The following is a 24343-nucleotide window of genomic DNA, read 5'->3' as shown; positions in this document are numbered from 1 at the left end:
ACTATTTATTTACCCCAGTTAATTTTATTCCAAAGTCTTTCGTGAAAGAAATACAAGAACATTTTAGTGACAAAGTCGATAGAAGCGATTGACGCTGCCAAGACTACTTTACCCGTAAGCAAGTATGAAATTAATAAGGTGTCTAAGGTTCCAATAACCCGCCAACTAATTGCTTTGGCAACACTTCGAATCGGTTTTTCAGAGCTTTTATCTTCTGAATACTTCTTTTTCTTTACGGTTCTTTGCTGTAAAATTTGGTCTACAATCATTCTTTTTAGCAAACTTTAATTACCCTATAGATTTAATAGGCAATTCAAAAATAGAACTATTTATGAATGGATAACGTTAAAAAGAACACAAAATTACTATTTGCCTATAGATTTAGTAGATTAATAAAAAAATCAAAGTAATTTTAGAAGATATGCAACGAAAACAAACATATAATTGACGAATTAAGCGATCAAGTCTGCCAACGTATTGTTGCGGTAGACTTCCAAAGCACTATCTCGCACCTTAAGCATTAACATATGTACTGAACATTCTTCTTCACTTGGGCAGTCATCACACTTTTCGTAGAAATTCAAGCTAACGCATGGCACCATAGCTATAGGCCCTTCCAAAACACGCATCACATCGGTCATCAAAACTTCTTTGGGATCTTTAATGAGGTAGTAGCCCCCACCCTTCCCTTTTTTAGAACCCAAAAAACCGGTCTTTCGCAGCGATAGCAAAATGCTTTCTAAAAACTTTTGCGAGATATTTTCCTGTTTTGCAATCTCTGCAATCTGTACGGGTTGCTTTCCGTTGCGTGAAGCTAAATAAGCTAAGGCCTTTAGTCCGTATTTTGTCTTTTTAGAGAGCATAGGGCTAAGATAGGGAAATTTGGTAAAGAGGTTGGCCAATCGGCATCCTCGAAAATATGGCATCAGTTCTTTATAATACCAACAAAAATAAATTCAATCAACTGCTTTTCGATTTCTATTGGGTTGACTATTGACTCAGAATGGAGACATTTATTATAAAGCCAACGCAAGGTGGCCAAAATCGTTTGTGTTGCCATTTCAATATCTAAAGCCCTGAACTGACCCTGTTTTACCCCAGCTTCAACGATGGCCTGCAACTTTCGTTCATACCCCCTTCTTCGCTCAACAAATTCTTGAAGCCTGGGTTCCTTTAAATTACGCCACTCATTTACAAGCAATGCCTGTTCATATGGCCTTTTAGTCGTAATTTGAATATAAGATGAAATTGCCTGTTGTAACTTTTTATCGGCTGTATGAGTGGAGGCTAGCACATGGTCAATAGCTGTATGAAATTCGTCTTGAATATCAAAAAGATATTCCTCAAGTAAGGACTGTTTCGAATCGATATAATTATAAACATTTGCAACTTCAAAATTTAGCTCTTGGGCAATATCACGCATTGTCGTAGCCTTAAAACCCTTCTTATGAATTAGTTTTAATACCACCTCTAAAAACCGTTCTTTCTTGCTGCTTTTATTCATTTGTCTAAATCGATGCTATTTGAAGTACTACAAAAGAAAGAAAAGTTTGCGAATTATTAACAATTATATATATTTACATGAACATACGTTCACCTACGAAATAATAACATGACACCTTCTAAAACTATATTTCCTGAAAACCTATTCGCCTGCTGGCATCCTGTTGCATATAGCTACGAAATCGAAATAGACAAACCCTTTGGAACTTTTCTGTTGGACGAACCTGTAGTTGTTTGGAGAACTTCCGATAGCGCAGTGCACGCCATGCGCGATGTTTGTATTCACAGGGGTACCGCCTTGTCTTTAGGGTGGATTAAAGACGATTGCCTCGTTTGTCCGTATCACGCATGGCAATTTGATTCGAAAGGAAATTGCGTTAAGATTCCGCAAGACCCAGAAGTCGCAATTCCACCCAAAGCAAAAACTCCGGCCTATCATTGCAAAGAAAAATTCGGTTTGGTTTGGGTTGCACTGGCAGCACCAAAATATGAGCTTCCAGATATACCAGAATTTGAAAGTACCGATTGGAAATTAGTCAAAACGGGACCTTTTGACTGGAAGAGCGACAGTTCAAGACAGCTAGAAAATTTTACCGACTTCGGACATTTCCCATGGGTACACCCAGGCTTATTAGGTGACCCTGAGAGACCCAAAGTACCAGAATGCAAAGTGACAGTTAGAGATGCTGTTTTGCATTATTCTGTAGTTCGACCCGAAGCTACCAACAGTGATGACTTTCCCATTTTTGCCAATGATGATGTTGTAAAACCAGAACGAAGAAGTGTGTATGAACTTCACCTTCCCTACACTATTGTATTAAGATTAGGATGGGGTGGTGAAAAAGGTATGGTGTACTTTTTTACTTCGCAACCCATATCAAATAAAAAATGCCGTGGCTTCTGCATTATTGGACGCAATTACGACCATGACGAGCCCGATACTGTTTTACAAGATTTTGAACAGCTAATTTTTGACCAAGATAAGCGCATCGTAGAGTCGCAACGGCCTGAGCAAGTTCCTTTTGATTTTACTGAAGAATTACATTTAAAATTTGATGCTGTGGCGATGAATTATAGAAGGGCGATGAAAAAGCAGAAGTTAAGCTATTAATCTAAATGAGTATCTTTCTTTGATAAATTTCAAAATACGAATTACAACCACCAACCTATGAGAACCTCATCTTTCTTTTTACTTTTTTTAGTTTTCAGCTTCGCTGTATTTTCTCAAAATAATATTCTTATCAAAAACGTAAATGTTTGGGATGGAACTAGTGACAGGCTCAACAACAATGTTAGCGTTCTCATTGAGGGAAACCTCATCAAAATGGTATCTAAGAATATTTCTGAACCCGATGGCGCTACCATATTGGATGGAAAAGGCAGAACGTTGATCCCTGGACTATCAGATGCCCATGTTCATTTATCAGCAACAATGAGCGATAGAGAAACTCGAAATGAAGCCCATTGGATGTACACCTCTATTCGAACTGCTAAAGCCGCTGAGAATTTTTTGATGTTGGGTTTTACAACGGTACGTGATTTGGGAGGGCCGGTCTTCGGAATTAAAAGGGCTGTTGATGAAGGCTTGATAGTTGGTCCTCGAATTTACCCTTCAGGGGCGTATATCAGCCAAACCTCCGGACACGGTGATTTTCGAAGTGCCAATGAACCAAGTGTTCAACTATCTGGGGGTCAATTGCACCCTGCAGATTTACTAGGTTGGTCTTATGTTGTTGACGGAGTTCCTGAAGTGCTAAAAGCTTCACGTGAAAATTTAAGAAAAGGAGCTACCCAACTTAAAGTGATGGCAGGTGGTGGTATCGCTTCTGATTTCGACCCCATACATTCGGTACAATTCACCATTGAAGAACTCCAAGCCGCCGTTCAGGCGGCAGCCGATTGGGATACCTATGTAGCGGTTCATATTTACGAATCAAAAGGCGCTATACGCGCTTTGAATGCTGGTGTAAAATGTTTGGACCACGGTCATCTGCTTAACGAGGAAACGATAAAATTGATAAAAGAAAAAGACGCCTGGTTGGTGCCTCAAGCTTTCTGGACAGATACTCCTGCAAGTTTTTGGGTGCCCGGAAGCAATGTAATTCCTGAGGCTTTGAATAAGAAAATAAAACCCGTTTTAGAAGGAACCGATACCGTTTTCAAACTAGCCAAAAAATATGATATCAATGTGGGTTTTGGTTCAGACGCTTACGGAGATTTAGGTTATGAGTCATATGCCCTTACCGAATTTACTTCACGAGCCAAATGGTATACTCCTATAGAAATTTTAAAACAGGCTACCTCTGAAAATGCACGTTTGCTTTCTTTATCGGGAAAAATCAATCCGTATACCAAAGGAAAATTAGGGGTCATCGAAAAAGGTGCTTACGCAGATTTATTGATTTATGACGGCAATCCTCTAGAGAATATAGCCGTAGTAGCAAACCCTCAGCAGTATCTCAAATTGATTATGAAAGATGGAAAGGTCTATAAGAATGATTTATAAAATACACCTTAAAATCAATTCATTGATCGAAATTTCTGCGGAGCGCGTCCAACTTTTTTCCTAAAAAGACGGCTAAAGTGCTGCGGATACGTAAAGCCAAGCTCGAAAGCAATCTCACTAACCGACTTATTAAGGTCAAAAACCTTTTCCTTCGCTACCGCTATAAGTTTGTTTTGAATATATTCTTGAGCCGACCTCCCAGTTTCCTTTTTAATTAGATCTCCAAAATAATTAGACGATAAATGCAATTGGTCAGCAAAGTAACTTACCGAGGGTAAGCCTTGTTTTTGGGGTTTTTCCGATGTAAAATAATCGTTCAACAACATATCGAATTTAGCCAAAGAACGCTGGTGCGAAGTCTCCCGAGTAAGAAATTGTCGGTCATAGAAACGCATACAATAGTCTAAAAAAAGTTCGATATTGGCCATAATCAATTTCTTACTATGCTTGTCTATCGTCTGCTCTAACTCAAACTGAATCTTATCTAACAAACTCAAAATCACTTTACGCTCTTTTGTTGAAATATGCAGGGCCTCTTTTACGGAATAGGCGAAATAGTTGTAGGTATGAATTTTACGTCCCAAATCAGTACGTATCAATACATCAGGGAGAAAAAGAAGCGCATATCCTTTCGGAACATAATTGGGTTCGTTTTTGGTCAATTCATTGAAGTGACATTGGAATTTACTCCAAAGCTTGACGAATATCGCTGATAATATCATCAATATGCTCCAAGCCAACAGAAACCCGAACCATGCCATCTGTAATACCCGTCTCAGCTCGTTCTTCAGTAGTCAGCTTACTATGAGTTGTTGATGCTGGGTGTGTAATGATACTTCGCGAATCGCCCAAATTGGCAGAGAGCGATAACATCTTAATGGCATCAAAGAATTTTTGTCCAGCCGGCAAACCGCCTTTGACTTCAAAAGCGACCACACAGCCCCCTGCTTTCATCTGCTTTTTCGCAATCTTATATTTTGGATGCGATTTCAAAAAAGGATAACGTACCCAATTGATTTTCTCATGCCCTTCTAAAAACTCCGCCAATTTCAAAGCATTTTCGCAATGGCGATCAACACGAATGGCCAAGGTCTCTAAACTTTTCGATAGTACCCAGGCATTGAAAGGTGACAATGCCGGACCCGTTATTCTTGAAAAGCGGTATATTTTGTCAATCAAATCTGCACGTCCTACCGTTACTCCAGCTAAAACCCGCCCTTGTCCGTCCATCAGTTTGGTACCAGAATGTATCACCAGATCAGCACCAAATTGGATGGGTTGCTGTAAATAGGGCGAAGCAAAACAATTGTCAATGACCAAAATCAAATTGTGTTTCTTAGTGATGGTACCCAAGGCTTCCAAGTCCAAAATATCAACCCCGGGGTTGGTAGGAGATTCGGCATAAATGATTTTTGTTTGAGGTGTTATCAAGTTTTCAATCGACTCGAGTTCATCAATCTTGAAATACGAATGGGAGATATTCCATTTCGGAAAAAAATTGTTGAATAGCGAATGTGTAGAACCAAAAATACTTCTAGCCGAAAGGATGTGGTCGCCACTTTCTAATAAGGCTGCAAAAGTCGAGAATACGGCCGCCATGCCTGAGGCAAAAGCGAATCCCGCCTCGGCGCCTTCCATTTGACATACCTTATCAACAAACTCAGTAGAATTCGGATTCGAATATCTCGAATAGATATTGCGCTCTTTCTCCTCTGCAAAAGATGCGCGCATATCTTCAGCATCCTCAAAGACAAAACTAGAGGTCAAGTACATAGGTACTGAATGCTCCAAATTTTGCGAACGTTCTAGTTGTGTTCGTATAGCGTTTGTTTCGAATTTGTTTTCCATTAGCCTTTTTCTGCAATTCGTAAAATATCTCCGAAAACGCCTCTAGCTGTTACTGCTGCACCGGCGCCGGCACCTTGAATGACCAAGGGTTTTTCTCCATAAGAGGCGGTGTAAATCTCAATTATAGAATCGGAGCCCTTTACCTGCCCCAAAGCACTTTCCTTGGGTACAGAAATCAGGTTTACATCTAGAAGTCCTTTTTCTTTTTGAAGGTTACCATGTAGATTTCCCACATAGCGTAGTACATGGCCTTCCTTTTGATTCTTTTTGATCTCGTTGAATTTATCGTCCAACATATTCAGATGTTTTAGAAAGTGGTCCACCTTGCCTTTTTGCAATTGTTCGGGAATCAAATTCTGTATTTTGATGTCAGAGAACTCGTTGCTTAAATCCAATTCACGAGCCAAAATCAATAATTTTCTACCCACATCATTTCCCGAAAGGTCTTCCCTCGGATCTGGTTCGGTGAAACCCTGGTGTATGGCATCTTTCAGAATCTGTGAAAAGGGGGCATTGACCTCCGAAAATGTGTTGAAAATGTAGCTTAAAGAACCCGAGAAAACGCCTTTAATTCTAGTGATATTCTCCCCAGAAAGATGCAGTAATTTTATGGTATCAATTAATGGCAAACCTGCGCCCACATTGGTCTCGTACAAATACTGCTTTTGATTTTTAACCAACTCTTCGCGCAATAATTGGTAATAATCAAAGCCTAATGTATTTGCAATTTTGTTTGAGGAAACCAAATCGAAACCGTTCTCTACAAAATCAAAATAATTCGCCACAAAGTCTTCGCTGGCCGTATTGTCGACAACGATTAGGTTTTCTAAGTGATGCGCTCTTGCATATTCAAAAATGTCTTCTACTTTGTACTTTTTACCTTTAGAATCGATAGCTGATTTCCATGATTTCGGAATTCCCTTTTTGTTGATCAAAAGCTTCTTCGAATTTGCAATCGCAAATACATTCAAATCAATTCCCTTTCGTTTTGCTATCGTTTCCGAAGACTTTAAAATTTGGTCAATCAGGGTTCCTCCAACATTTCCGTGGCCGAATATTGCCAGGTTCACTTTCTTGCTGATTCCAAAGATTTGACCGTGCATAACATTCAAGGCCTTATGTAAATCAGACTTTTTCACTACCAAACTCACGTTTTTCCCTGAAATCGTATTGTTGAACAATAAGGGGGTGATTTGATTCTTGATCAGAGCATTATAGGGTTTATGAAAGGTGCTCAAATCTTGCCCAACAATGGAGACCACCGAAACATCATTGACAACCGTAATCATGTTGATGTCTTTCGATTTAAAGTCTTTGGAAAACTCTTTTTCCAAAGCCAGCTTAGCCTTTAGGGCATTGCCTTCATTTACCACAAGGCCTATTCCACGTTCGGAAGAACCTTGTGATATGATACTTACATTGATATTTTTTTCTTCCAGCGCTTTGAAAATTCGGGCATCGATACCTACTTTTCCTAATAGTCCCCTACCCTCTAAGTTGACTAAGGCAACATCTTCGATAATCGAAAGCGATTTGATGCCTTCCTTACTAGATTTAGCACTGATAAGCGTTCCCGCTGCATCACCATTAAAGGTGTTCAAAATCCGTAACGGAATGTTCTTTTCAATTAAGGGAATAATGGTTTTGGCATGCAAAATGGTCGCTCCGAAGTTGGCCAGCTCATTTGCTTCTTCATAGGAGAGATTCGATAAGCGTTTGGCCTCAGGAACGAAATCAGGATTAGCCGTAAAAATTCCATCTACATGGGTATAGTTCTGCAATTCTTCGGCATCTAAAAAGTTGGCTAGTAAGGCTGCAGAATAGTTACTTCCGTTTCTTCCTAAAGTAGTTGTTTCGCCTTGCACGGTAGAGGCAATAAATCCTGTAAAAACAGGGACCGAGTCAGCGGGCAATTCTGCAAACTTGAGCAATACGTTTTCCTTAGAGATATTCTCCAACAGCTTGCCATCACCAAAGGTATCGTCTGTTTTAAAAAGGTCTCGAGCATCTATAAATTTGGCATTTACTTTTTTGCCAATCAATAATTTGGTCATTAGCTTTCCGGAAATCAACTCGCCATAAGCCAATACCTCATCTTTGATTTTCGGACTGTAATCGCCCAACAAGGAAACACCTTCAAAAAGCTTAGCCAAATTTTTGAATTCCTTAGACAGATTTACATTTCCGAAGGTATGTTGTTGGTATTTTTCAAAAGCCTCAAAATCTTTGATATAGTCCTTACCGGCTGCAGCTTTATCAAGCATTGCTTCCAATTGGTCTGTTGCCTTTTCACGAGCAGAAAGTACGACTACAATGTTCTCTCCGGCCTTAACCTTAGAGGAAACAATATCTAAAACCCGACCGATTCCTACCCCATTACTTAAAGACTTACCCCCAAATTTGAGCACCTTTACTTTTTCAGACTTACCGTTGGAATTGAAAATTCCATTGAGCAGTTTTTGTAACTGTTCAAACTCGATCAAAAAGGCATCATGACCATGTAACGATTGTATCTCACCATAGGTAACATTGCTATTGGCCTGTGCAATTTGTTTAAAAGTCTCCTTGTTCTCTTTCGCTGTAAAAAACAAATCAGAATCAACGCCTACAATATGAATTTTGGTTTCACTATTTTGAAGGTTTATGAAATTGGCGTCACCATCTCTAGCTACATCAATCGTCTTAAGCAACTGATTCATGAGTTTATAGGCAGAAAGCTGAAATCGCTCTTGGAGCTTTTCGCCATGGTGCATCAACCAACTTTCAACATTAAAAATTTGAAGCTCTTCGTTCGTACTGCGCTTAAAACGCTCCTTAAAGGACTCAGGGGTACGATAACATAGCATGGCATGCATTCTAGCATCGTGCACAGGTTGCTTCGAATTCACTAAGAACTGCTCCTGAATCTGGCAGTTGGCAATAAGCCAATCTGTTGATTTCCAATCTGACGCAACGGGAATCAAATGCTCAATCAACTGAGGATTCAGAGCTGCCATTTCCCAAGCAATACCACCTCCTAGCGAACCTCCAATGACAGCAAAAAGCTGATCGATTTCTAGCTGACGTAGCCCTTTTAAAAAAATATGAGCTATATCTCCCGCAACAAAATCCTTGTAGTTCTCAATTACAAACTTATCATATCCGTTACCCGGAATATTGAACGATAAGATGGTGTACTTATTCGTATCAATACACTTTCCATCACCGATCAATGCAGACCACCAGCCCTCTTTTCCGGTAACATTTGAATTACCGGTCAAGGCATGATTCACTAAAACGATCGGAGCCGAATATAGTTTTTTACCAAAAAGTTGATAGGATAACTCGATGTCTTGAGTTATACCACTTATGGTTTTGTAGTTTTTTATTTTGAGTTGGTGGAGCATTTGACTCATCAATTACAATTATGCCTCGACTAGGCTCAGCCAACCCATTGGGTCACTGAGCGTAGCCGAAGTGATAGCTAAAGTTTTAGGCCAGTACAGACTTGTCAATAGCCGCAAAAGCTTGTTCTAAATCTGTCTTTAAATCAGCGATATCCTCTAGACCTACTGACAGGCGTATCAAATCTTGCGACACTCCCGCTGCGAGTTGTTGCTCCTCGGTTAATTGTTGGTGGGTTGTACTAGAAGGGTGAATGATTAAAGACTTGGTATCGCCAATGTTCGCCAACAAAGAAAATACTTTAGTCGCATCGGTCAACTGTTTTGCCGCCTCAAAACCTCCTTTTACGCCAAAAGTCACCAATCCACTTTGTCCTTTCGGCAGGTATTCTTGTGCAAGATCATAATATTTGTTGCCTTTAAGTCCTGGATAATTCACCCAGCTTACCTCTTCGCGATCTTGCAACCATTCTGCTATTGCCAATGCACTTTCACTATGTTGTTTGATACGTACCGATAGCGTTTCCAACCCTTGAATGATTTGAAAGGCATTAAACGGACTCAAAGCACCGCCAAAATCTCGTAGTCCTTCAAGAATCAGTTTAAAGGTAAATGCAGCTGCTCCAAGAGCTTCGCTGTATACCAAACCGTGATATCCCGCTGAGGGTTCTGTGAATTCAGGGAATTTACCATTGGTCCAGTCAAAAGTTCCTGCATCTATGATTGCTCCCCCAAGAGCAGTACCGTTTCCGTTAATATATTTGGTCAGGGAGTGAATGACCAGATTTGCCCCATGCTCAATTGGGTTTAAAAGTCCGGGAGTAGCCACAGTATTGTCTACAATAAATGGCACTTTGGCAGCTTTCGCTTCGGATGCAATCGCCTTTAGATCGAGTACGTCTAATTTTGGATTTCCAAGAGATTCTACAAAAATTGCCCTGGTATTTTCTTGAACAGCTTTTCCAAAATTGGTTGGATCAGCTGGGTCTACAAAGGTAGTTGTAATTCCTAGTCTCGGTAAGGTTACATTCAATAAATTGAAGGTGCCACCATATAAACTATTGGACGCCACAATATGGTCTCCTGCCTTTAACAAGGTCATTAAACCTGTTGAAATGGCTGCCGTACCTGACGAGAATACTACTGCACCGACGCCACCTTCAATGGCTGCCAAACGGTCTTGTAAAATTTGATTGGTGGGGTTGTTTAATCTTGTATAGATAAAACCCAATTCCGCTAATGAAAACAAATTTGCTGCATGGTCTGTGTTGTTGAACACATACGATGTTGACTGAAAGATTGGTACTGCTCGTGTTCCACTTGTTTGTGTTGTGTCATGCCCAGCATGCAATGCATTTGTTGAAAATTTTTGATCACTCATGATTTTTCGATTTTTAATTGTTAAACAAATAATTAAAAGTCAAACCCATCTCCACCGACGAGGGAAGTGGTAAAATCAAAAAGTTATAAGAAAGCGAAAAATTACTTATTAGTAATTTGTTTTTCGTTATCTGTCTCCAGTATAAGAGATAGAATGTAGCACCTTCTTGATTCCGATAGCTATGGGAAGACTCAAGGGTTGCTAAGGCTTCATAGGGTCTAATCCCTCCACCTTTCTTGATAACTATTCAATACGTGTTTGAACTTTGAAGCAACAAATAAAAGTCAGAATTATTTTAAAACCTAATTATTTAGAAAAATTTCACAAAATCCTACCTTTTTAATGGGATAGCACGCTGAATTCTATGCTTGAATCGGTGTACACAGTATGGGTCTGGGTTTTGAAATCTTCTTCATCAGCCTTAAAAATATTCGCTACATAGGTCTGCGGGTTTAAGTCAATCAACGGAAACCAAGTGCTTTGCACCTGAACCTGTAATTTATGTCCCTTTTTTATGGTATGAAAAACATCTTGAAGTTTGATGTTTACCGCTGTTTTCTTGTTCGGCACAAAGGGTTCAGGATTGGTAAAACTATTTCTAAATCGACCTCGCATAACTTCGCTACGTACCATCAGATGATAATTGCTCATTTTCAAATGGTCTTGCATTTCTTCGTTGGTCTCTGTAGTGGCAGGGTGAACATCAATGACTTTTACAATCCAGTCTGCGGCATCACCTGAAGTTGAAACTTGAAGCTTGGCTAGAATATCACCAGCCAAGGTGTAATCTTCTTCCATAACTTCGGTTTCAAAAACCAAAACATCAGAACGGCGGGCCGCAAATCTTTGGTCATCGGTCATATATTTTCTAGGTGTAAAAACAGATTTTACGTCTTCAGAATATGGTACTGGTTTTTTGACGTCACTTATAAATTGAATGGCTGTTGTACTTTTCAATTCAGCGGTCAATTCTTGGTTTTCCGATAAAAACAGATCTTGTTTTACCACTCCTTTGGGCGGCCATGTGTCGTATTGTTGCCACTCTTTTCGACCAGAATCAAAAACATAGGCTTCGGGCAAACCACTATTATGATCACCCTTTCCTTTAAGGAAATGATTAAAGAACTTTGTCTCTATGTTTTCCTGAAAATATTCCGAAATCTCATCGCCAAAATAATAATTCCCCACAACCGTTCGGCCGTCTCTTCTTGCCCATCTGCCGTGGTCCCAAGGACCAAAAACCATGGTATTGTAGTTATCCTTATTGTAGTTTTCTATGTTCTTGTAGGTTTCCAACGGACCGTACAAGTCTTCAGCATCGAACCATCCTCCAACGACCATTGTGGCTACATGTGACTTTACATCTTTTAAGTGTTGAATGAGTCCTTTGCTTTGCCATAATTCGTCATAATTTGGATGCTCTTTCAGTTCATTCCAGAAAAAATCGTCAGTCTCATCATCTGGTGCCAATGAAATTTCATCATTTATGTCGTATTCAAAAAATGAATTGAGGTTCTTAAGCGGCCCTACGTCTAAAAAGAACTGATATTGGTCTTCAGTCTTTAAATCGGGTAAACTATACCATGCTGTATCAATTGGCATATCGCCACTAGGTCTTGGTGTACCAAAAAGAGAAGTTGCTCTAAAATAACTTAGCAAATACGCCCCATTATGATGGAAATCGTCAAAAAAGAAATCACCGATACTGGCCTGCGGCGATGCAGCTTTTAGCGCTGGGTGTGCGTCAACCGTAGCGTAGGTAGCATAAAAACCCGGATAAGATATTCCCCAAATACCAACATTTCCATTGTTGTTGTTCACATTGTTTACCAACCATTCAATGGTGTCGTAGGTATCGGAGCTTTCATCGACATCTTTTTCAGAAGTTTTGTTCGGTATATACGCCCGCATATTTTCATAATGCCCTTCACTTAACCACCTACCTCGAACATCTTGATAAACTACAATATTTCCCTCTTTCATGAGGTGAATATTTGGTCCGATTTTTTCCTTATACTGCCCTTCGCCATAGGGCCTTGAGCTATAAGGAGTGCGTTGCAAAAGAATGGGATACTTTTTAGAGGTATCTATAGGGGAGTATATCGTGGTATGCAGTTTTATACCGTCTCGCATTTCAATAGCTACCTCTTGTTTCGTATAGTTATCGGCAACATAGGTATCAGCAACCTCATCTTGGGTAGTTTTGGTGTTTTTTTTGCAAGAACTTAGTACAAACACCAAGGTAATAACAAAAATTGAGAAGATTTTGAATCGTCTAGACATAGCTTTATGAGTTAGGAGGTTAAAGCTACTAAAAGAATGTGAATTTTTGGAAACACGAGGAATCAAAAAGGAGCAAAGCATTTCTACAAGTTCAATTGAACGACCTGCTTTACTTCAAGCTCGCGGCGATAAATATTTATAGGATTATAGTCCAAATGCCGATTTCACAGCTTCGACCATATCCAATTTTTCCCAAGTGAAAAGCTCCACTTCTTTCTCTATTCTTCCATTGTAAGGAGATTCAAATACTTTGGTAAGCGTTCGAGGTTCTTTACCCATATGACCATAGGCGGCAGTTTCCAAATAAATCGGATTCCTCAACTTCAAACGATCTTCAATTGCAAAGGGTCTCATATCAAAAAGCGCTGCTACTTTCTCAGCAATTGCGCCATCGGTTAAATCAACATTTGCAGTGCCATAAGTATCCACAAAAATCGAAGTAGGCTCTACCACTCCAATAGCATAACTTACCTGCACCAAAATTTCGTCCGAAACCCCGGCTGCTACTAAATTTTTCGCTACATGACGAGAGGCATAGGCAGCACTTCGGTCTACCTTACTTGGATCTTTTCCGCTAAACGCCCCACCTCCATGAGCCCCTTTTCCGCCATAGGTATCAACAATAATTTTTCTTCCTGTAAGACCCGTATCGCCATGAGGGCCACCGATTACAAACTTTCCGGTGGGATTGATATGAAATACGATTTGGTCATCGAACAATTCTTGAATTTTGGAGGGCAATTGAGATTTCACTCTTGGAATTAAAATCGAAATGATATCTGACTTTATCTTTGCCAACATTTTTTCATCATCTACGTCAAACGCATCATGTTGCGTTGAAACTACAATGGTATCGATTCGTTGTGGTACATTCGCATCAGAATATTCTATGGTAACCTGTGATTTGGCATCGGGCCTTAGGTAGTCGATTTCGTTTCCTTCCCTTCTTAATTCGGCCAATACCTGCAAAATCTTATGAGAAATATCTAAGGCCAAGGGCATGTAGTTCTCCGTTTCCTTGGTCGCATAACCGAACATCATGCCTTGATCACCAGCCCCTTGATCTTCTTTTAAACCACGATCAACTCCTTGGTTGATATCTTGAGATTGCTCATGAATCAAAGAAATTACGCCACAAGAATCGCCACTAAATTGATACTCCCCTTTCGTATAGCCAATTTTATTTATGACATCTCTAGCTATATTTTGAACATCAAGGTATGTATTGCTTTTCACTTCACCTGCCAATACAACCTGACCCGTAGTAACCAAGGTTTCACACGCCACTTTACTTTCAGGATCAAAAGCTAAAAAGTTATCTAGCAAGGCATCGCTAACCTGATCTGCAACTTTATCTGGGTGCCCTTCACTAACGGACTCTGATGTAAATAAATACGACATATGATTCTTTGTTTTATAAAGAGCGGACTGACGCAAAAGCCTTGAGAAGTATAACTATGATTGATCATAATCAACTGCTTTAGCATTTTTCAAACTGAGCGTGGTTCAGTTTCTAATTCCCTTTCATGAGAACTAGATCCTGAAATGAATTCAAGGTTTTGAGGTTGCAATCAGTCAAATCCTTCCTCTTATTTATGCTTGCAAAAATATGAAATAGTTTCATTAAGAAAGTTATTCTCAGCAGATTTGTACAAAACTAGTTGGTGAAAATTTATTTTGTACAAATCTTGTTGGTGAGTACTCAATTTAAAGCGGATAGCTAAAGAATCTACATTGTCTTATTTCTTGGTATTTCAACAACGATTTCTTTCGCCAACCCAAGATCATTCGTATATTGTATGCCCAACTAATTTTTGATTTATAACCAACCAACCCCTTAAAAAATAGGTATGCACATTGCTGTTGCGGGAAACATCGGAGCCGGTAAAACTACTTTGACAAAATTACTTTCAAAACATTATAAGTGGGAAGCTCACTTCGAAGATGTTGTAGATAATCCGTATTTGGATGATTTTTACACACAAATGGAACGGTGGAGTTTTAACTTGCAAATCTATTTTTTAAATCACCGATATCGCCAAATTCTGAAAATACGTGAATCGGGCAAAAGCATTATTCAAGATCGTACGATTTACGAAGATGCTTACATCTTTGCTCCCAACTTGCACGCCATGGGTTTGATGACCAACCGAGATTTCAACAACTATTCAAGCTTATTTGAATTGATGGAAAGTTTGGTTCAACCACCTGATTTGCTCATCTATTTGCGTAGCTCGATTCCCAATTTGGTAAAACAGATCCATAAAAGAGGCCGCGAATATGAAAATACCATTTCTATCGATTATCTAAGTCGTTTGAATGAGCGTTATGAAGCTTGGGTACATGGTTACGAAAAGGGAAATCTGTTGGTTATCGATGTTGACGATCTCGATTTTGTTGATGAACCAGAAGATTTGGGTTCCATTATTAATAAAATCGACGCTGAAATCAACGGGTTGTTCTAAGAGCCAAATTCGAAATGGTCAACTGCATTCTTGCTAGCACTTCAACCATTTATGGTGGCGAATATTTAGACTATCTATTTGATGAGCTTCAAGAAATATTTCGTTTTACAGATGAAGTTGTCTTCATACCCTATGCAAGACCAAGCGGAATTTCTTATGATGAATATACGAGTATAGCCGAAATTGCATTTCAAAAAATCAATACCCATATTCGTGGAATACACACTTATGAAAACCCCGTTGAAGCTATTCAAAATGCCAAGGGTATTTTTACCGGAGGAGGAAATTCCTTTATTTTAGTCGATGAACTTTACAAGCACAATTTAATTCAGCCGCTTCAAGAAGCCATCCAAAATGGAACTCCTTATTTGGGAACCAGCGCCGGAAGCAACATTGCAGGACCAAGTGTTAAAACTACGAATGATATGCCCATTGTATATCTACCCAGCTTTGATACCTTGGGTATAGTGCCTTTTAATATCAATCCGCATTATTTAGACCCAGACCCCACTTCAAAACACAAGGGAGAAACCCGTGAAACTCGTATTAAAGAGTTTCATAAATTCAATGATATTCCAGTGGTCGGCTTACGCGAAGGTAGCTGGATACAGGTAGCGCACCATCAAACTACCTTAGCGGGAGAAGGACTCACAGCTCGTATTTTTGAAAAGGATAAAAACCCCTACGAAGTCGAAGCCAAATCTTCTTTGGCGTTCCTGAGGTAGCAAATGTATTAATAGCTAAAATTCTTCCCTTTTTGAGAAAGGCCTTTCGCTAATTGAAAACTAGCTTTCACTCATTCTTCATTTCTTAGGCATCTTTCTTGTGCTAGGTTTAAGCAAACAACAACAAACCTAAAAACGAGCTATATCAATTCCGGATAATGATATGGTACATGTGAAAAGAATGTAAAACCTTTCCACCAGCCGGTGGAAGAAAACCTTAAATGATGGAAGTAAAAAAGAATCCAAAAAAAGATCTGAACAAAAGCAGCGGTATTTTTTTTGCCGCTGGCATGGCCATGGTTTTGGCTCTGACCTATGTTGCCGTAGAATGGAAAACATTTTATGACATTGGGCATGTCGATATTGTACAAAGTATTGAACCTCAAATCGATGAAGAAGTTCCCGTGGTAGAATGGAAAACCCCACCGCCACCTCCACCTCCGATTGCACCTCCAATTATTGAAGTGGTACCAGATGACGATGACATTAAGGAAACGGTTATTGAATCATCGGAAATTGATGAAAACACCGAAGTTGTTGAAGTCGAGGAAGTAGAATACGCCGAAGTCGAAGAGGAAGTTAAGGTTAACTGGGTGACCATTGAACAAGTACCTATTTTTCCTGGTTGTGAAAATGCCGAAGACAAAAGGGCGTGCTTTCAGGATAAAATGAATACGCATATCAGAAAAGTCTTTCGCTATCCTGTAATTGCTCAAGAAATGGGTGTAGAAGGAAAGGTGTTTACGCAATTTACCATTGCGAAAGATGGTAGCATTGCGAATATTCTACTGAGGGGTCCTGACAAAAACCTTGAAAAGGAAGCAAAACGCATTATAGGTAAACTACCTAAAATGACCCCAGGCAAACAAAGAGATCAAAATGTAAAAGTTGCATTCTCGATTCCAATACTATTTCAGTTAAACTAATTAGGAATAGTTTTTGAAACACCAAAACCATCCTGCTATCCGAAGGATGGTTTTAGCATTTCTTAAATTAATTGATATGAGACCAAAAAAGAATCCAGGAAAAGATTTGAATGGCATAAGGGTACTCTACTTTGTATTGGGGCTCCTAATTATATTGGTACTAATCTATATCGCTTTGGAATGGAGAACTCCTCATGACACCAAGGGTTTTGATCTAGGTAGTTTGCTAGTGTATAACCGTATTTAAAATTTTGAAAATACATCACCATGATATATTGATCGGTGAGATACTGTTATTTAAACAAAAAAACCATCCGATAGCGGTTGCTGTCGGATGGTTTTATACTGTGATCTGAAGAAAAGAAGTCTTATTTTTTAACTTCCTTTTTGATTACAATCGCTGTTTTATCGCTATTGGTTTTCACCTTAGCATTTTCTAAAGTTTCCAACTCCGCTTTTATATCGGCTTCTGTTCCTTTTAAAATTTTCTCTTCTACAACTTCTTCTCCATTTACAATTGAAGTACTTACGATAGTAGCTTGTGCCATATCAGCACTTTCAACATTCATGGTAATTTCGACGCTTGCCTTTTCTTTATCGTTAACATAGTTGGCAACTCCTGTTGCGTTCAATGCAATACTAGGTGCAATTACCAAGGCAACAACAGACATTAATTTCAAAAGAATGTTCAAAGAGGGCCCTGAAGTATCTTTAAATGGATCTCCAACCGTATCTCCAACAACCGCTGCTTTGTGGGCATCGGTTCCTTTTCTACCTTGCTCTTCAATCATTTTCTTAGCGTTATCCCAAGCACCACCAGCGTTCGACTGGAAGATAGCCATCAAAACACCACAGGTGGTTACTCCGGCCAGAAGTCCGCCCAACATTTCGGCTCCTCCAATAAATCCAACGGCTACGGGAACTGCAATGGCCAAAAGACCTGGCAGTACCATTTCACGGATTGAGGCTTTGGTAGAAATTGCTACACACTTATCATACTCGGCAACACCATCAGCCGCATCAAAAATAGCTCGCTGTGCTTCGGTCGCTTTCGACATATCAGAATCAACAGCACGCATCACTTCCAAGGCTGCTTTCAACTGAGGAATATCTCTAAACTGGCGTCTCACTTCTTCAATCATCGCCATAGCCGCACGGCCAACAGCATTCATCGACAAAGCAGAGAATACAAAAGGAAGCATACCTCCCACTAATAACCCTGCCATTACCGTCGGTTTTGAAACATCAATTGCGGTTACATTAGCCGTTTGCATAAAAGCTGCAAACAATGCCAAAGCTGTCAAGGCAGCGGAAGCGATTGCAAATCCTTTACCGATAGCAGCAGTTGTATTACCCACTGCGTCTAATTTATCAGTTCTTTCACGAACCTCACTTGGTAATTCTGCCATTTCGGCAATTCCCCCAGCATTATCAGAAATTGGTCCGTACGCATCAACAGCCAATTGAATTCCTGTATTTGCTAACATTCCTACAGCAGCAATTGCAATTCCGTATAATCCTGCAAAATGATGAGAAACCAAAATAGCAGCAGCAATTAATAAGATGGGAATCATGGTTGACATCATACCCACTCCTAAACCAGCTATGATCGTAGTAGCCGCACCTGTTTCAGATTGACGTACAATTGAATTCACAGGCTTTGTGCCGGTACCTGTATAATATTCCGTTACTTTTCCTACGGCTAAGCCTGCAACCAGACCTGCGCATACAGCCCAAAAGACACCCATCGCGCCATACTCAACACCACCGAAAGACCAGCTAGCAGGTAACATATTGGTAATGATAAAAAAGGAAGCAACTAGCATCAAAGCAGCAGAACCAAATTCTCCAATATTCAAGGCAGTTTGTGGATTTCCACCATCTTTAACTCTTACAAAGAAAGTACCTATTATAGACATGATAATACCAATAGCAGCCAGTACCAAAGGCAAGTAAACTGCACCTAAGCCGTCAAAAGCCGCAGCAAAATCAGGAATTTGTGCAAATGCAGCTCCCAAAACCATGGTACCAATAATAGAACCTACATATGATTCAAAAAGATCAGCTCCCATACCAGCAACATCACCAACATTGTCACCAACATTATCTGCAATAGTAGCCGGATTTAATGGGTGGTCTTCAGGAATACCAGCCTCTACCTTACCTACCAAATCTGCACCAACATCTGCGGCCTTGGTATATATACCGCCACCAACACGCGCGAACAATGCTATGGAGGAAGCTCCAAGAGAAAAACCGGATAGCACATTTAGTACTTCACCTATTTCCCAACCTTGCCCACTATATATCATAAACAAGCCACTTAGTCCTAAAACACCAAGACCAACAACACCAAGACCCATTACAGCGCCACCGGCAAAAGCTACTTCGAGTGCTTTACCCAAAGAGGTTCTTGCAGCATTAGTAGTTCTAACATTTGCTTTAGTTGCGACCTTCATTCCTATAAAACCAGCAAGTGCGGAGCAGATGGCTCCCACGATGAATGATACCGCAACCATACCGTTCGAGCCTACTTCATTACTTCCCTTAAAGAATAAAAGAACGGCTACCGCTACCACAAAAATCGATAGTATTTTGTACTCTGCCTTTAAGAAAGACATTGCTCCATCAGCAATATTTTTGGCAATTCTTGCCATTTTTTCATCACCGACTTCTTGCTTACCTACCCATACATTCTTCCAAGCCACATAAAGTAGGGCCAACACTCCAAATGCGGGTAAAAATTTTACGATTAAATCCATTGTTGTTGAGTTATTTTTAGTTTTTTTTAACGGCTGCTAAAGTACTAAAATCAAATAGAATAAAAAAAGCCATTTTTACTGGTAAAAATGGCTTTTAACAAGGTAAAATTTAACTATATCGTAAAAGTGCGTTTCTTTTTGTGTTCACTTTCATCATAACGCTTAACACACTCTTGGTATATCTTTCGAGCTTCCTCGGCGTTGCCCCAGCCACCAACATCAACTTTCTTTTTTTCCAAGTCTTTGTACACTTGAAAGAAGTGTTCAATTTCCTTTTTCCTATGAGGATTTATGTCTGACAAGTCATTCTTCTGATTCCATATGGGATCTGAAACCGGGACGCATATTATCTTCTCATCAGGTCCTTTTTCATCTGCCATATGAAAAACACCAATAGGCTTTACCTCAACTACCACCATGGGATATGTTGGTTCAGTACACAGCACCAAGACATCTAAAGGATCTTTATCAAGTGCTAAGGTCTCAGGAACAAAGCCGTAATCACCTGGGTACATCATAGATGAGAAAAGGGTGCGGTCGAATCTGATCTTATTTAATGTAAAGTCATATTCATATTTATTTCTACTCCCTTTAGGGATTTCTATTAACACATCGAAGGTGATTTCTCTTTTAGTCATTTCTAATTTTTTAAGCGTGCGAAGATAGTCTAACGGTTAAGTTACAACATTAGTATTAGTATTAAGTCTAGGTTAATAATAGGGGCACTGCACTTTACGATGCAAGACCACTTGGTAGCTAGGCCTAAGACCAAAATCTTTTTTATTGCTCTTTTTCACTATCTAAAATTGAGCAAAGATTTTTGCCGTTAGTTATTCACCAGCAGCTTCATAGAAATAATTAAAAACTAAATCCGAAAGTTCCGGTTACACCAAAAGGTCTCGCATTTGGGCTATCTAAATAATTCCCCCTAAAATTAAAATCGATGCGCAATATTCTAAATATGTTGCCTACGCCCACAGAATATTCGTAGTATATTTTATCAGAAGGTGCCTGCAAAGGTGTATTTACAGCTGCCGGCGCACTCAAAGCAATATTAGAATCGGACAACTGACCCCATACTCCACGTAGCGCAACGACCTCTCGGAGATTCAACTTACGCAAGAATGGAATTCTTGAAAATAGGCGGCCATTAAAATTGTGTTGTAAATGCAGCGATGCATAGGTATCACTTACGAATTCATAGAAATCAAGATTGGTAAAGGTTCCGTAATTCGAGAAAATCGTTTGATTCCCCGGTATCACATTGAGCAACCCTAAGGGCACGTCACCAAAGGTTTTTCCAACTTCAAGGGTGCTATAAAGTCTTCCAAATCCACCTACCTGCCATGGTTGGCCATAGGAAAACTGCAATTTGCTATAGTTGAAGTCACTTTCCCAAATTCCTTCAATTCCCTTAGTATATTTTAACAATAGCGTACTGTAATTATCATTGATTCCTCTTCGCTCAACGCCATACCCGATTGTTTTTTTGCCTGGGGTGTAAATTAATAAGGCATTAAAATCAAACTGACGGATTTCAGATGAAATTCCGTTTGGAGCATTCGCATCGATATAATCTAAACTAAAATCATCTGGAAGCGCGGAGCTTAAGGTTCGAAAAGTACCCCCTACACCAATTCTTAAATTGGTTATAGGTTCTATTTCAAGACTGGCCGCACTTAGGTTGATATTCGTTAGTCTATTGTTAGCACCCACCGTTAACAGTGAGGAAGATGCGATACTTCTACCCAAAACATCGTTGGTGGCCGTTAGGCTAACTCCCAATTGTTCTATATCTCTTCGATTTCCTCCAGATAGGATCAATCTGCTTTTTCTATCCAACAAAAATTTACCCGATAGACCGTGTTTAAACTTATGATCTCTAAAGCCATAGGCAGCATAACCTTCTAAGCGCCATAGGTCATTTTCACCTCTGTACGTTCTTGCACCTAGTCGAATGCGGTGTCCTTCTGCCTGATTAAATCCGTAGACATCATATACAGAACCGATATCCATATCCCATTTATCAATTTCAACATAGCCCGATCCTAAAATACTGACCAAATTGTAATACGATTTAAATTTAGGAACAGTTTTCAACGTATCTAAGAGTTTGTAAATACCCGCTTCATCTTTGTTTAAGCCCTCTAATCGATTCTTTTCCCAAAAGGCATCTTGCTGTACAACTGCATTTGGGTCAAAAGGGTTTTTATCGGCCTTATAAAATTCCTTGGGCTTCTCTTCATCAAAGATATAATTGTCAAAAACGGTTGTTCTTTTTCCGTAAACCCCCCTTGATTTTTCCTTTTTTTGAAAACTGAAATCACTCAGCATATAGTCACGCTTTAAAAGGAAAACAGAATCGTTGACCACATCAAATTCTTGCTCAATATAAATTTCCTTTACCCAGTTGATATTGGCACTTTTAGTAACCTCTAAATTGATATTTTTGATCGCGTAGGTAGAATCGTTTACCCAAAAATCTCCTTTGAAGGTCAATTCGTTTTTTCGGCGAGGATAATACACAATATTGTAACACCATTTATTATCAATATACGCGCTATCGCGCAAGGCATAGTTATAGGTATCTACCCCTGTTCTAGATAATGGGCTGGTAAAACTCTTATCAAAAAACTTCAGGTAATTATCATAGATATCGTATTCTTGATATAAATCGGCTACAAAAGCAATGATGGCCTGATTGTTATCAAAACCTGAATTTTTATTTCCTAATATGTCTTCCTTTTCTGCATTAAGGATATTATCACCATGTACCTTTGAAAATGTTTCATTTAAGAAAATAGGGAGATACGTTTTTCCCGTAATCCGTGAGGTATCTAAGTCTTGAAATATGAATTCCAAGCCTTTGAAAATCTTGCGCTTCATCAAGGCACTATCTATGGTATTTAGGTCAAATTCAACCTTCTCATACTTGTCATAGGCATACTGATCAAATCTTCGCAGGCCATTAATGCGTTTTTTGGCCCAAATTTTCTTTAAAATATCAACGGCAGGATTGTTCTTTTTAGATTGCTTCCCTGAAATTACGGTAACGCCCTGCAACTGCTCTGTTGCCTCGACCATCGTAATTTTCATATTATAAGTCACCTTCGAAGTCAAGGCAATTTCTTGATCCTCATAACCGATAAAAGAAATGACGAGGGTTTGGTATGAACTGTCTGATTCCATATAGAATCGACCATTGTCATTGGTAATCGTTCCTTCATTAGAATCTTTGAATATGACATTTGCAAAAGCGACGGGTTCACCGACTTGGTCTACGATCATACCGCCCACTTTGGTTTGCGCCTGGGTGATTATAGCAAAGAATACCGCTAGGCTAAAAAGAAAATACTTCATGTGGTTTTTCATGTTCTCCATACTGCTTTAACAAATAACGTACCACTATTTACTACTTAAATACAGTAGGTTTTAAAAACAGTTGCATGGAGAGCCCTTATACTTTAAAATTAAAAAGCTTCGCCTACCCTTGGTCGACGAAGCAAATGTATCGTTACAAAACTTGTTGTCTTATTTATATAACACTTTATTAACAGCGTTTATGACATCTTTATGATTTGGCAACCATTCCGCAAGCAAAACAGGAGAGTACGGAGCGGGCGTATCGGCTGTGTTTATTTTCTGTATGGGTGCATCTAAATAATCAAAAGCATGTTGTTGAACGTGATAGGTTATCTCGGTAGCTACATTGCCGAAGGGCCAGGCCTCTTCTAAGATCACCAATCTGTTTGTTTTCTTTACAGAGTTTAGTATTGCCTCATAGTCCATCGGCTTAACCGTACGTAAATCGATAATTTCACAGCTAATGCCTTCTTTTTCTAATTCATCGGCAGCCTTATCAGCTTCCTTTATAATTTTACCAAAGGAAACAATAGTAACATCACTTCCCGCTCTTCGGATATCTGCTACCCCAAGAGGAATTGTATATTCCCCCTCAGGAACCTCCCCTTTATCGCCATACATCTGTTCAGATTCCATAAAAATTACTGGATCGTCATCGCGTATAGCCGATTTTAATAAGCCTTTGGCATCCGCAGGATTTGATGGCACTACAACCTTCAATCCGGGGCAGTTAGCGTACCAGCTTTCAAAAGCCTGTGAATGGGTCGCCGCCAATTGACCAGCTGAAGCAGTTGGCCCTCTAAATACAATCGGGCAAGGAAATTGTCCGCCAGACATTTGGCGAATTTTAGCAGCATTGTTAATTATCTGGTCGATTCCTACCAACGCAAAGTTGAAGGTCATGAATTCTATGATGGGTCGGTTGCCTGTCATAGTAGAACCTACGCCGATACCAGCAAAACCGAGCTCAGATATTGGAGTATCTATTACTCTTTTGGCCCCGAACTCATCTAACATACCCTTTGAAGCTTTGTAAGCCCCATTGTATTCGGCAACTTCCTCACCCATTAAATAAATGGACTCGTCTCTTCTCATTTCTTCTGACATTGCCTCACAAACGGCCTCACGGAATTGTAGTGTCTTCATATAAGCTGTTTCTTGTTTGTACTAAAAACGCATGCAAAAATAGGAAATTATA

At 39.5% G+C, this 24343-nt stretch carries 19 protein-coding genes and 1 riboswitch; of the genes, 6 read left to right on the top strand and 13 right to left on the bottom strand.

The features are described from left to right. Positions 1-5 precede the first annotated feature (5 nt). From ABJN95_RS00395 to ABJN95_RS00385, 3 genes are all read right to left on the bottom strand, one after another. Positions 6-269, bottom strand: a complete 264-nt coding sequence (locus ABJN95_RS00395) for a DUF2061 domain-containing protein (RefSeq protein ID WP_348367999.1) — start codon at positions 267-269, stop codon at positions 6-8. Between the two features lie 183 nt (positions 270-452). Then, positions 453-863 (bottom strand): Rrf2 family transcriptional regulator, encoded by a 411-nt coding sequence (locus tag ABJN95_RS00390; RefSeq protein WP_348368132.1) that lies wholly within the window; start codon positions 861-863, stop codon positions 453-455. Positions 864-925: 62 nt separating this feature from the next. Beyond that, positions 926-1504, bottom strand: coding sequence for a TetR/AcrR family transcriptional regulator (locus ABJN95_RS00385; RefSeq protein ID WP_348367998.1), 579 nt, complete (start codon positions 1502-1504; stop codon positions 926-928). A 108-nt stretch (positions 1505-1612) separates the two neighbouring features. Here ABJN95_RS00385 and ABJN95_RS00380 point away from each other — a divergent pair, with 108 nt between their 5' ends. Together ABJN95_RS00380 and ABJN95_RS00375 are read left to right on the top strand one after the other, a co-directional pair. After that, a complete protein-coding gene (locus tag ABJN95_RS00380; RefSeq protein ID WP_348367997.1) occupies positions 1613-2614 on the top strand; it encodes an aromatic ring-hydroxylating dioxygenase subunit alpha in 1002 nt (333 codons plus the stop codon). A 57-nt stretch (positions 2615-2671) separates the two neighbouring features. After that, positions 2672-4009, top strand: a complete 1338-nt coding sequence (locus ABJN95_RS00375) for an amidohydrolase family protein (RefSeq protein WP_348367996.1) — start codon at positions 2672-2674, stop codon at positions 4007-4009. Between the two features lie 14 nt (positions 4010-4023). Here ABJN95_RS00375 and ABJN95_RS00370 read toward each other — a convergent pair whose 3' ends face one another. The 6 genes from ABJN95_RS00370 to metK all read right to left on the bottom strand — a co-directional run bounded on the left by ABJN95_RS00370 (position 4024) and on the right by metK (position 14305). Beyond that, the gene (locus ABJN95_RS00370; protein ID WP_348367995.1) at positions 4024-4671 is read right to left on the bottom strand and encodes a helix-turn-helix transcriptional regulator; all 648 of its coding nucleotides are present in this window, start codon (positions 4669-4671) and stop codon (positions 4024-4026) included. Positions 4672-4693: 22 nt separating this feature from the next. Further along, positions 4694-5857 (bottom strand): aminotransferase class I/II-fold pyridoxal phosphate-dependent enzyme, encoded by a 1164-nt coding sequence (locus ABJN95_RS00365; RefSeq protein WP_348367994.1) that lies wholly within the window; start codon positions 5855-5857, stop codon positions 4694-4696. Then, positions 5857-9243, bottom strand: coding sequence for a bifunctional aspartate kinase/homoserine dehydrogenase I (thrA, locus tag ABJN95_RS00360; protein ID WP_348368131.1), 3387 nt, complete (start codon positions 9241-9243; stop codon positions 5857-5859). Before thrA ends, ABJN95_RS00365 begins: the two co-directional genes overlap by 1 nt. 85 nt (positions 9244-9328) lie before the next feature. Beyond that, positions 9329-10621: an O-acetylhomoserine aminocarboxypropyltransferase/cysteine synthase family protein gene (locus tag ABJN95_RS00355; protein ID WP_348367993.1), complete on the bottom strand. Its 1293-nt coding sequence runs from the start codon at positions 10619-10621 to the stop codon at positions 9329-9331. 123 nt (positions 10622-10744) lie between these two features. After that, positions 10745-10867: riboswitch (SAM riboswitch) on the bottom strand. 93 nt (positions 10868-10960) lie between these two features. After that, on the bottom strand, positions 10961-12904 hold the full coding sequence (locus ABJN95_RS00350; protein ID WP_348367992.1) for a CocE/NonD family hydrolase: 1944 nt from the start codon (positions 12902-12904) through the stop codon (positions 10961-10963). A gap of 144 nt (positions 12905-13048) precedes the next feature. Next, positions 13049-14305 carry a methionine adenosyltransferase gene (metK, locus tag ABJN95_RS00345; protein ID WP_348367991.1) on the bottom strand — a complete coding sequence of 419 codons (1257 nt, stop codon included), beginning with the start codon at positions 14303-14305 and terminating at the stop codon, positions 13049-13051. 449 nt (positions 14306-14754) lie between these two features. Between metK and ABJN95_RS00340 the strand changes: the two genes are divergently transcribed. The 4 genes from ABJN95_RS00340 to ABJN95_RS00325 all read left to right on the top strand — a co-directional run bounded on the left by ABJN95_RS00340 (position 14755) and on the right by ABJN95_RS00325 (position 17267). Beyond that, positions 14755-15369 (top strand): deoxynucleoside kinase, encoded by a 615-nt coding sequence (locus ABJN95_RS00340; protein WP_348367990.1) that lies wholly within the window; start codon positions 14755-14757, stop codon positions 15367-15369. Between the two features lie 14 nt (positions 15370-15383). After that, positions 15384-16094 (top strand): dipeptidase PepE, encoded by a 711-nt coding sequence (gene pepE, locus ABJN95_RS00335; RefSeq protein ID WP_348367989.1) that lies wholly within the window; start codon positions 15384-15386, stop codon positions 16092-16094. A 221-nt stretch (positions 16095-16315) separates the two neighbouring features. Next, positions 16316-17020, top strand: coding sequence for an energy transducer TonB (locus ABJN95_RS00330; RefSeq protein WP_348367988.1), 705 nt, complete (start codon positions 16316-16318; stop codon positions 17018-17020). Positions 17021-17096: 76 nt separating this feature from the next. Continuing rightward, positions 17097-17267, top strand: coding sequence for a hypothetical protein (locus ABJN95_RS00325; RefSeq protein WP_348367987.1), 171 nt, complete (start codon positions 17097-17099; stop codon positions 17265-17267). Between the two features lie 121 nt (positions 17268-17388). On the opposite strand, the gene ABJN95_RS00320 is transcribed toward ABJN95_RS00325, so the two are convergent. The 4 genes from ABJN95_RS00320 to ABJN95_RS00305 all read right to left on the bottom strand — a co-directional run bounded on the left by ABJN95_RS00320 (position 17389) and on the right by ABJN95_RS00305 (position 24291). Next, positions 17389-19782: a sodium-translocating pyrophosphatase gene (locus ABJN95_RS00320; RefSeq protein ID WP_348367986.1), complete on the bottom strand. Its 2394-nt coding sequence runs from the start codon at positions 19780-19782 to the stop codon at positions 17389-17391. 113 nt (positions 19783-19895) lie between these two features. Next, the gene (locus ABJN95_RS00315) at positions 19896-20420 is read right to left on the bottom strand and encodes an inorganic diphosphatase (RefSeq protein ID WP_348367985.1); all 525 of its coding nucleotides are present in this window, start codon (positions 20418-20420) and stop codon (positions 19896-19898) included. A 220-nt stretch (positions 20421-20640) separates the two neighbouring features. Further along, entirely contained in the window at positions 20641-23142 is a 2502-nt protein-coding gene (locus ABJN95_RS00310) for a DUF5686 family protein (protein ID WP_348367984.1), read from the bottom strand. A 171-nt stretch (positions 23143-23313) separates the two neighbouring features. Next, the gene (locus ABJN95_RS00305) at positions 23314-24291 is read right to left on the bottom strand and encodes a pyruvate dehydrogenase complex E1 component subunit beta (protein ID WP_348367983.1); all 978 of its coding nucleotides are present in this window, start codon (positions 24289-24291) and stop codon (positions 23314-23316) included. Positions 24292-24343 lie beyond the last annotated feature (52 nt).

This window comes from Maribacter sp. (assembly GCF_039974175.1).
Taxonomy (GTDB): Bacteria; Bacteroidota; Bacteroidia; order Flavobacteriales; family Flavobacteriaceae; genus Maribacter_C.
The sequence above is the reverse complement of the archived record's forward strand: the minus strand, read 5'-3'. Positions and strand labels throughout refer to the sequence as shown.

Bases quoted from the DNA above. Each gene is read 5' to 3' on its own strand.
- ABJN95_RS00395 (WP_348367999.1), bottom strand. From the start codon at position 269: ATGATTGTAGACCAAATTTTACAGCAAAGAACCGTAAAGAAAAAGAAG.
- ABJN95_RS00390 (WP_348368132.1), bottom strand. From the start codon at position 863: ATGCTCTCTAAAAAGACAAAATACGGACTAAAGGCCTTAGCTTATTTA.
- ABJN95_RS00385 (WP_348367998.1), bottom strand. From the start codon at position 1,504: ATGAATAAAAGCAGCAAGAAAGAACGGTTTTTAGAGGTGGTATTAAAA.
- ABJN95_RS00380 (WP_348367997.1), top strand. From the start codon at position 1,613: ATGACACCTTCTAAAACTATATTTCCTGAAAACCTATTCGCCTGCTGG.
- ABJN95_RS00375 (WP_348367996.1), top strand. From the start codon at position 2,672: ATGAGAACCTCATCTTTCTTTTTACTTTTTTTAGTTTTCAGCTTCGCT.
- ABJN95_RS00365 (WP_348367994.1), bottom strand. From the start codon at position 5,857: ATGGAAAACAAATTCGAAACAAACGCTATACGAACACAACTAGAACGT.
- thrA (WP_348368131.1), bottom strand. From the start codon at position 9,243: ATGCTCCACCAACTCAAAATAAAAAACTACAAAACCATAAGTGGTATA.
- ABJN95_RS00355 (WP_348367993.1), bottom strand. From the start codon at position 10,621: ATGAGTGATCAAAAATTTTCAACAAATGCATTGCATGCTGGGCATGAC.
- ABJN95_RS00350 (WP_348367992.1), bottom strand. From the start codon at position 12,904: ATGTCTAGACGATTCAAAATCTTCTCAATTTTTGTTATTACCTTGGTG.
- metK (WP_348367991.1), bottom strand. From the start codon at position 14,305: ATGTCGTATTTATTTACATCAGAGTCCGTTAGTGAAGGGCACCCAGAT.
- ABJN95_RS00340 (WP_348367990.1), top strand. From the start codon at position 14,755: ATGCACATTGCTGTTGCGGGAAACATCGGAGCCGGTAAAACTACTTTG.
- pepE (WP_348367989.1), top strand. From the start codon at position 15,384: ATGGTCAACTGCATTCTTGCTAGCACTTCAACCATTTATGGTGGCGAA.
- ABJN95_RS00330 (WP_348367988.1), top strand. From the start codon at position 16,316: ATGATGGAAGTAAAAAAGAATCCAAAAAAAGATCTGAACAAAAGCAGC.
- ABJN95_RS00325 (WP_348367987.1), top strand. From the start codon at position 17,097: ATGAGACCAAAAAAGAATCCAGGAAAAGATTTGAATGGCATAAGGGTA.
- ABJN95_RS00320 (WP_348367986.1), bottom strand. From the start codon at position 19,782: ATGGATTTAATCGTAAAATTTTTACCCGCATTTGGAGTGTTGGCCCTA.
- ABJN95_RS00315 (WP_348367985.1), bottom strand. From the start codon at position 20,420: ATGACTAAAAGAGAAATCACCTTCGATGTGTTAATAGAAATCCCTAAA.
- ABJN95_RS00310 (WP_348367984.1), bottom strand. From the start codon at position 23,142: ATGAAGTATTTTCTTTTTAGCCTAGCGGTATTCTTTGCTATAATCACC.
- ABJN95_RS00305 (WP_348367983.1), bottom strand. From the start codon at position 24,291: ATGAAGACACTACAATTCCGTGAGGCCGTTTGTGAGGCAATGTCAGAA.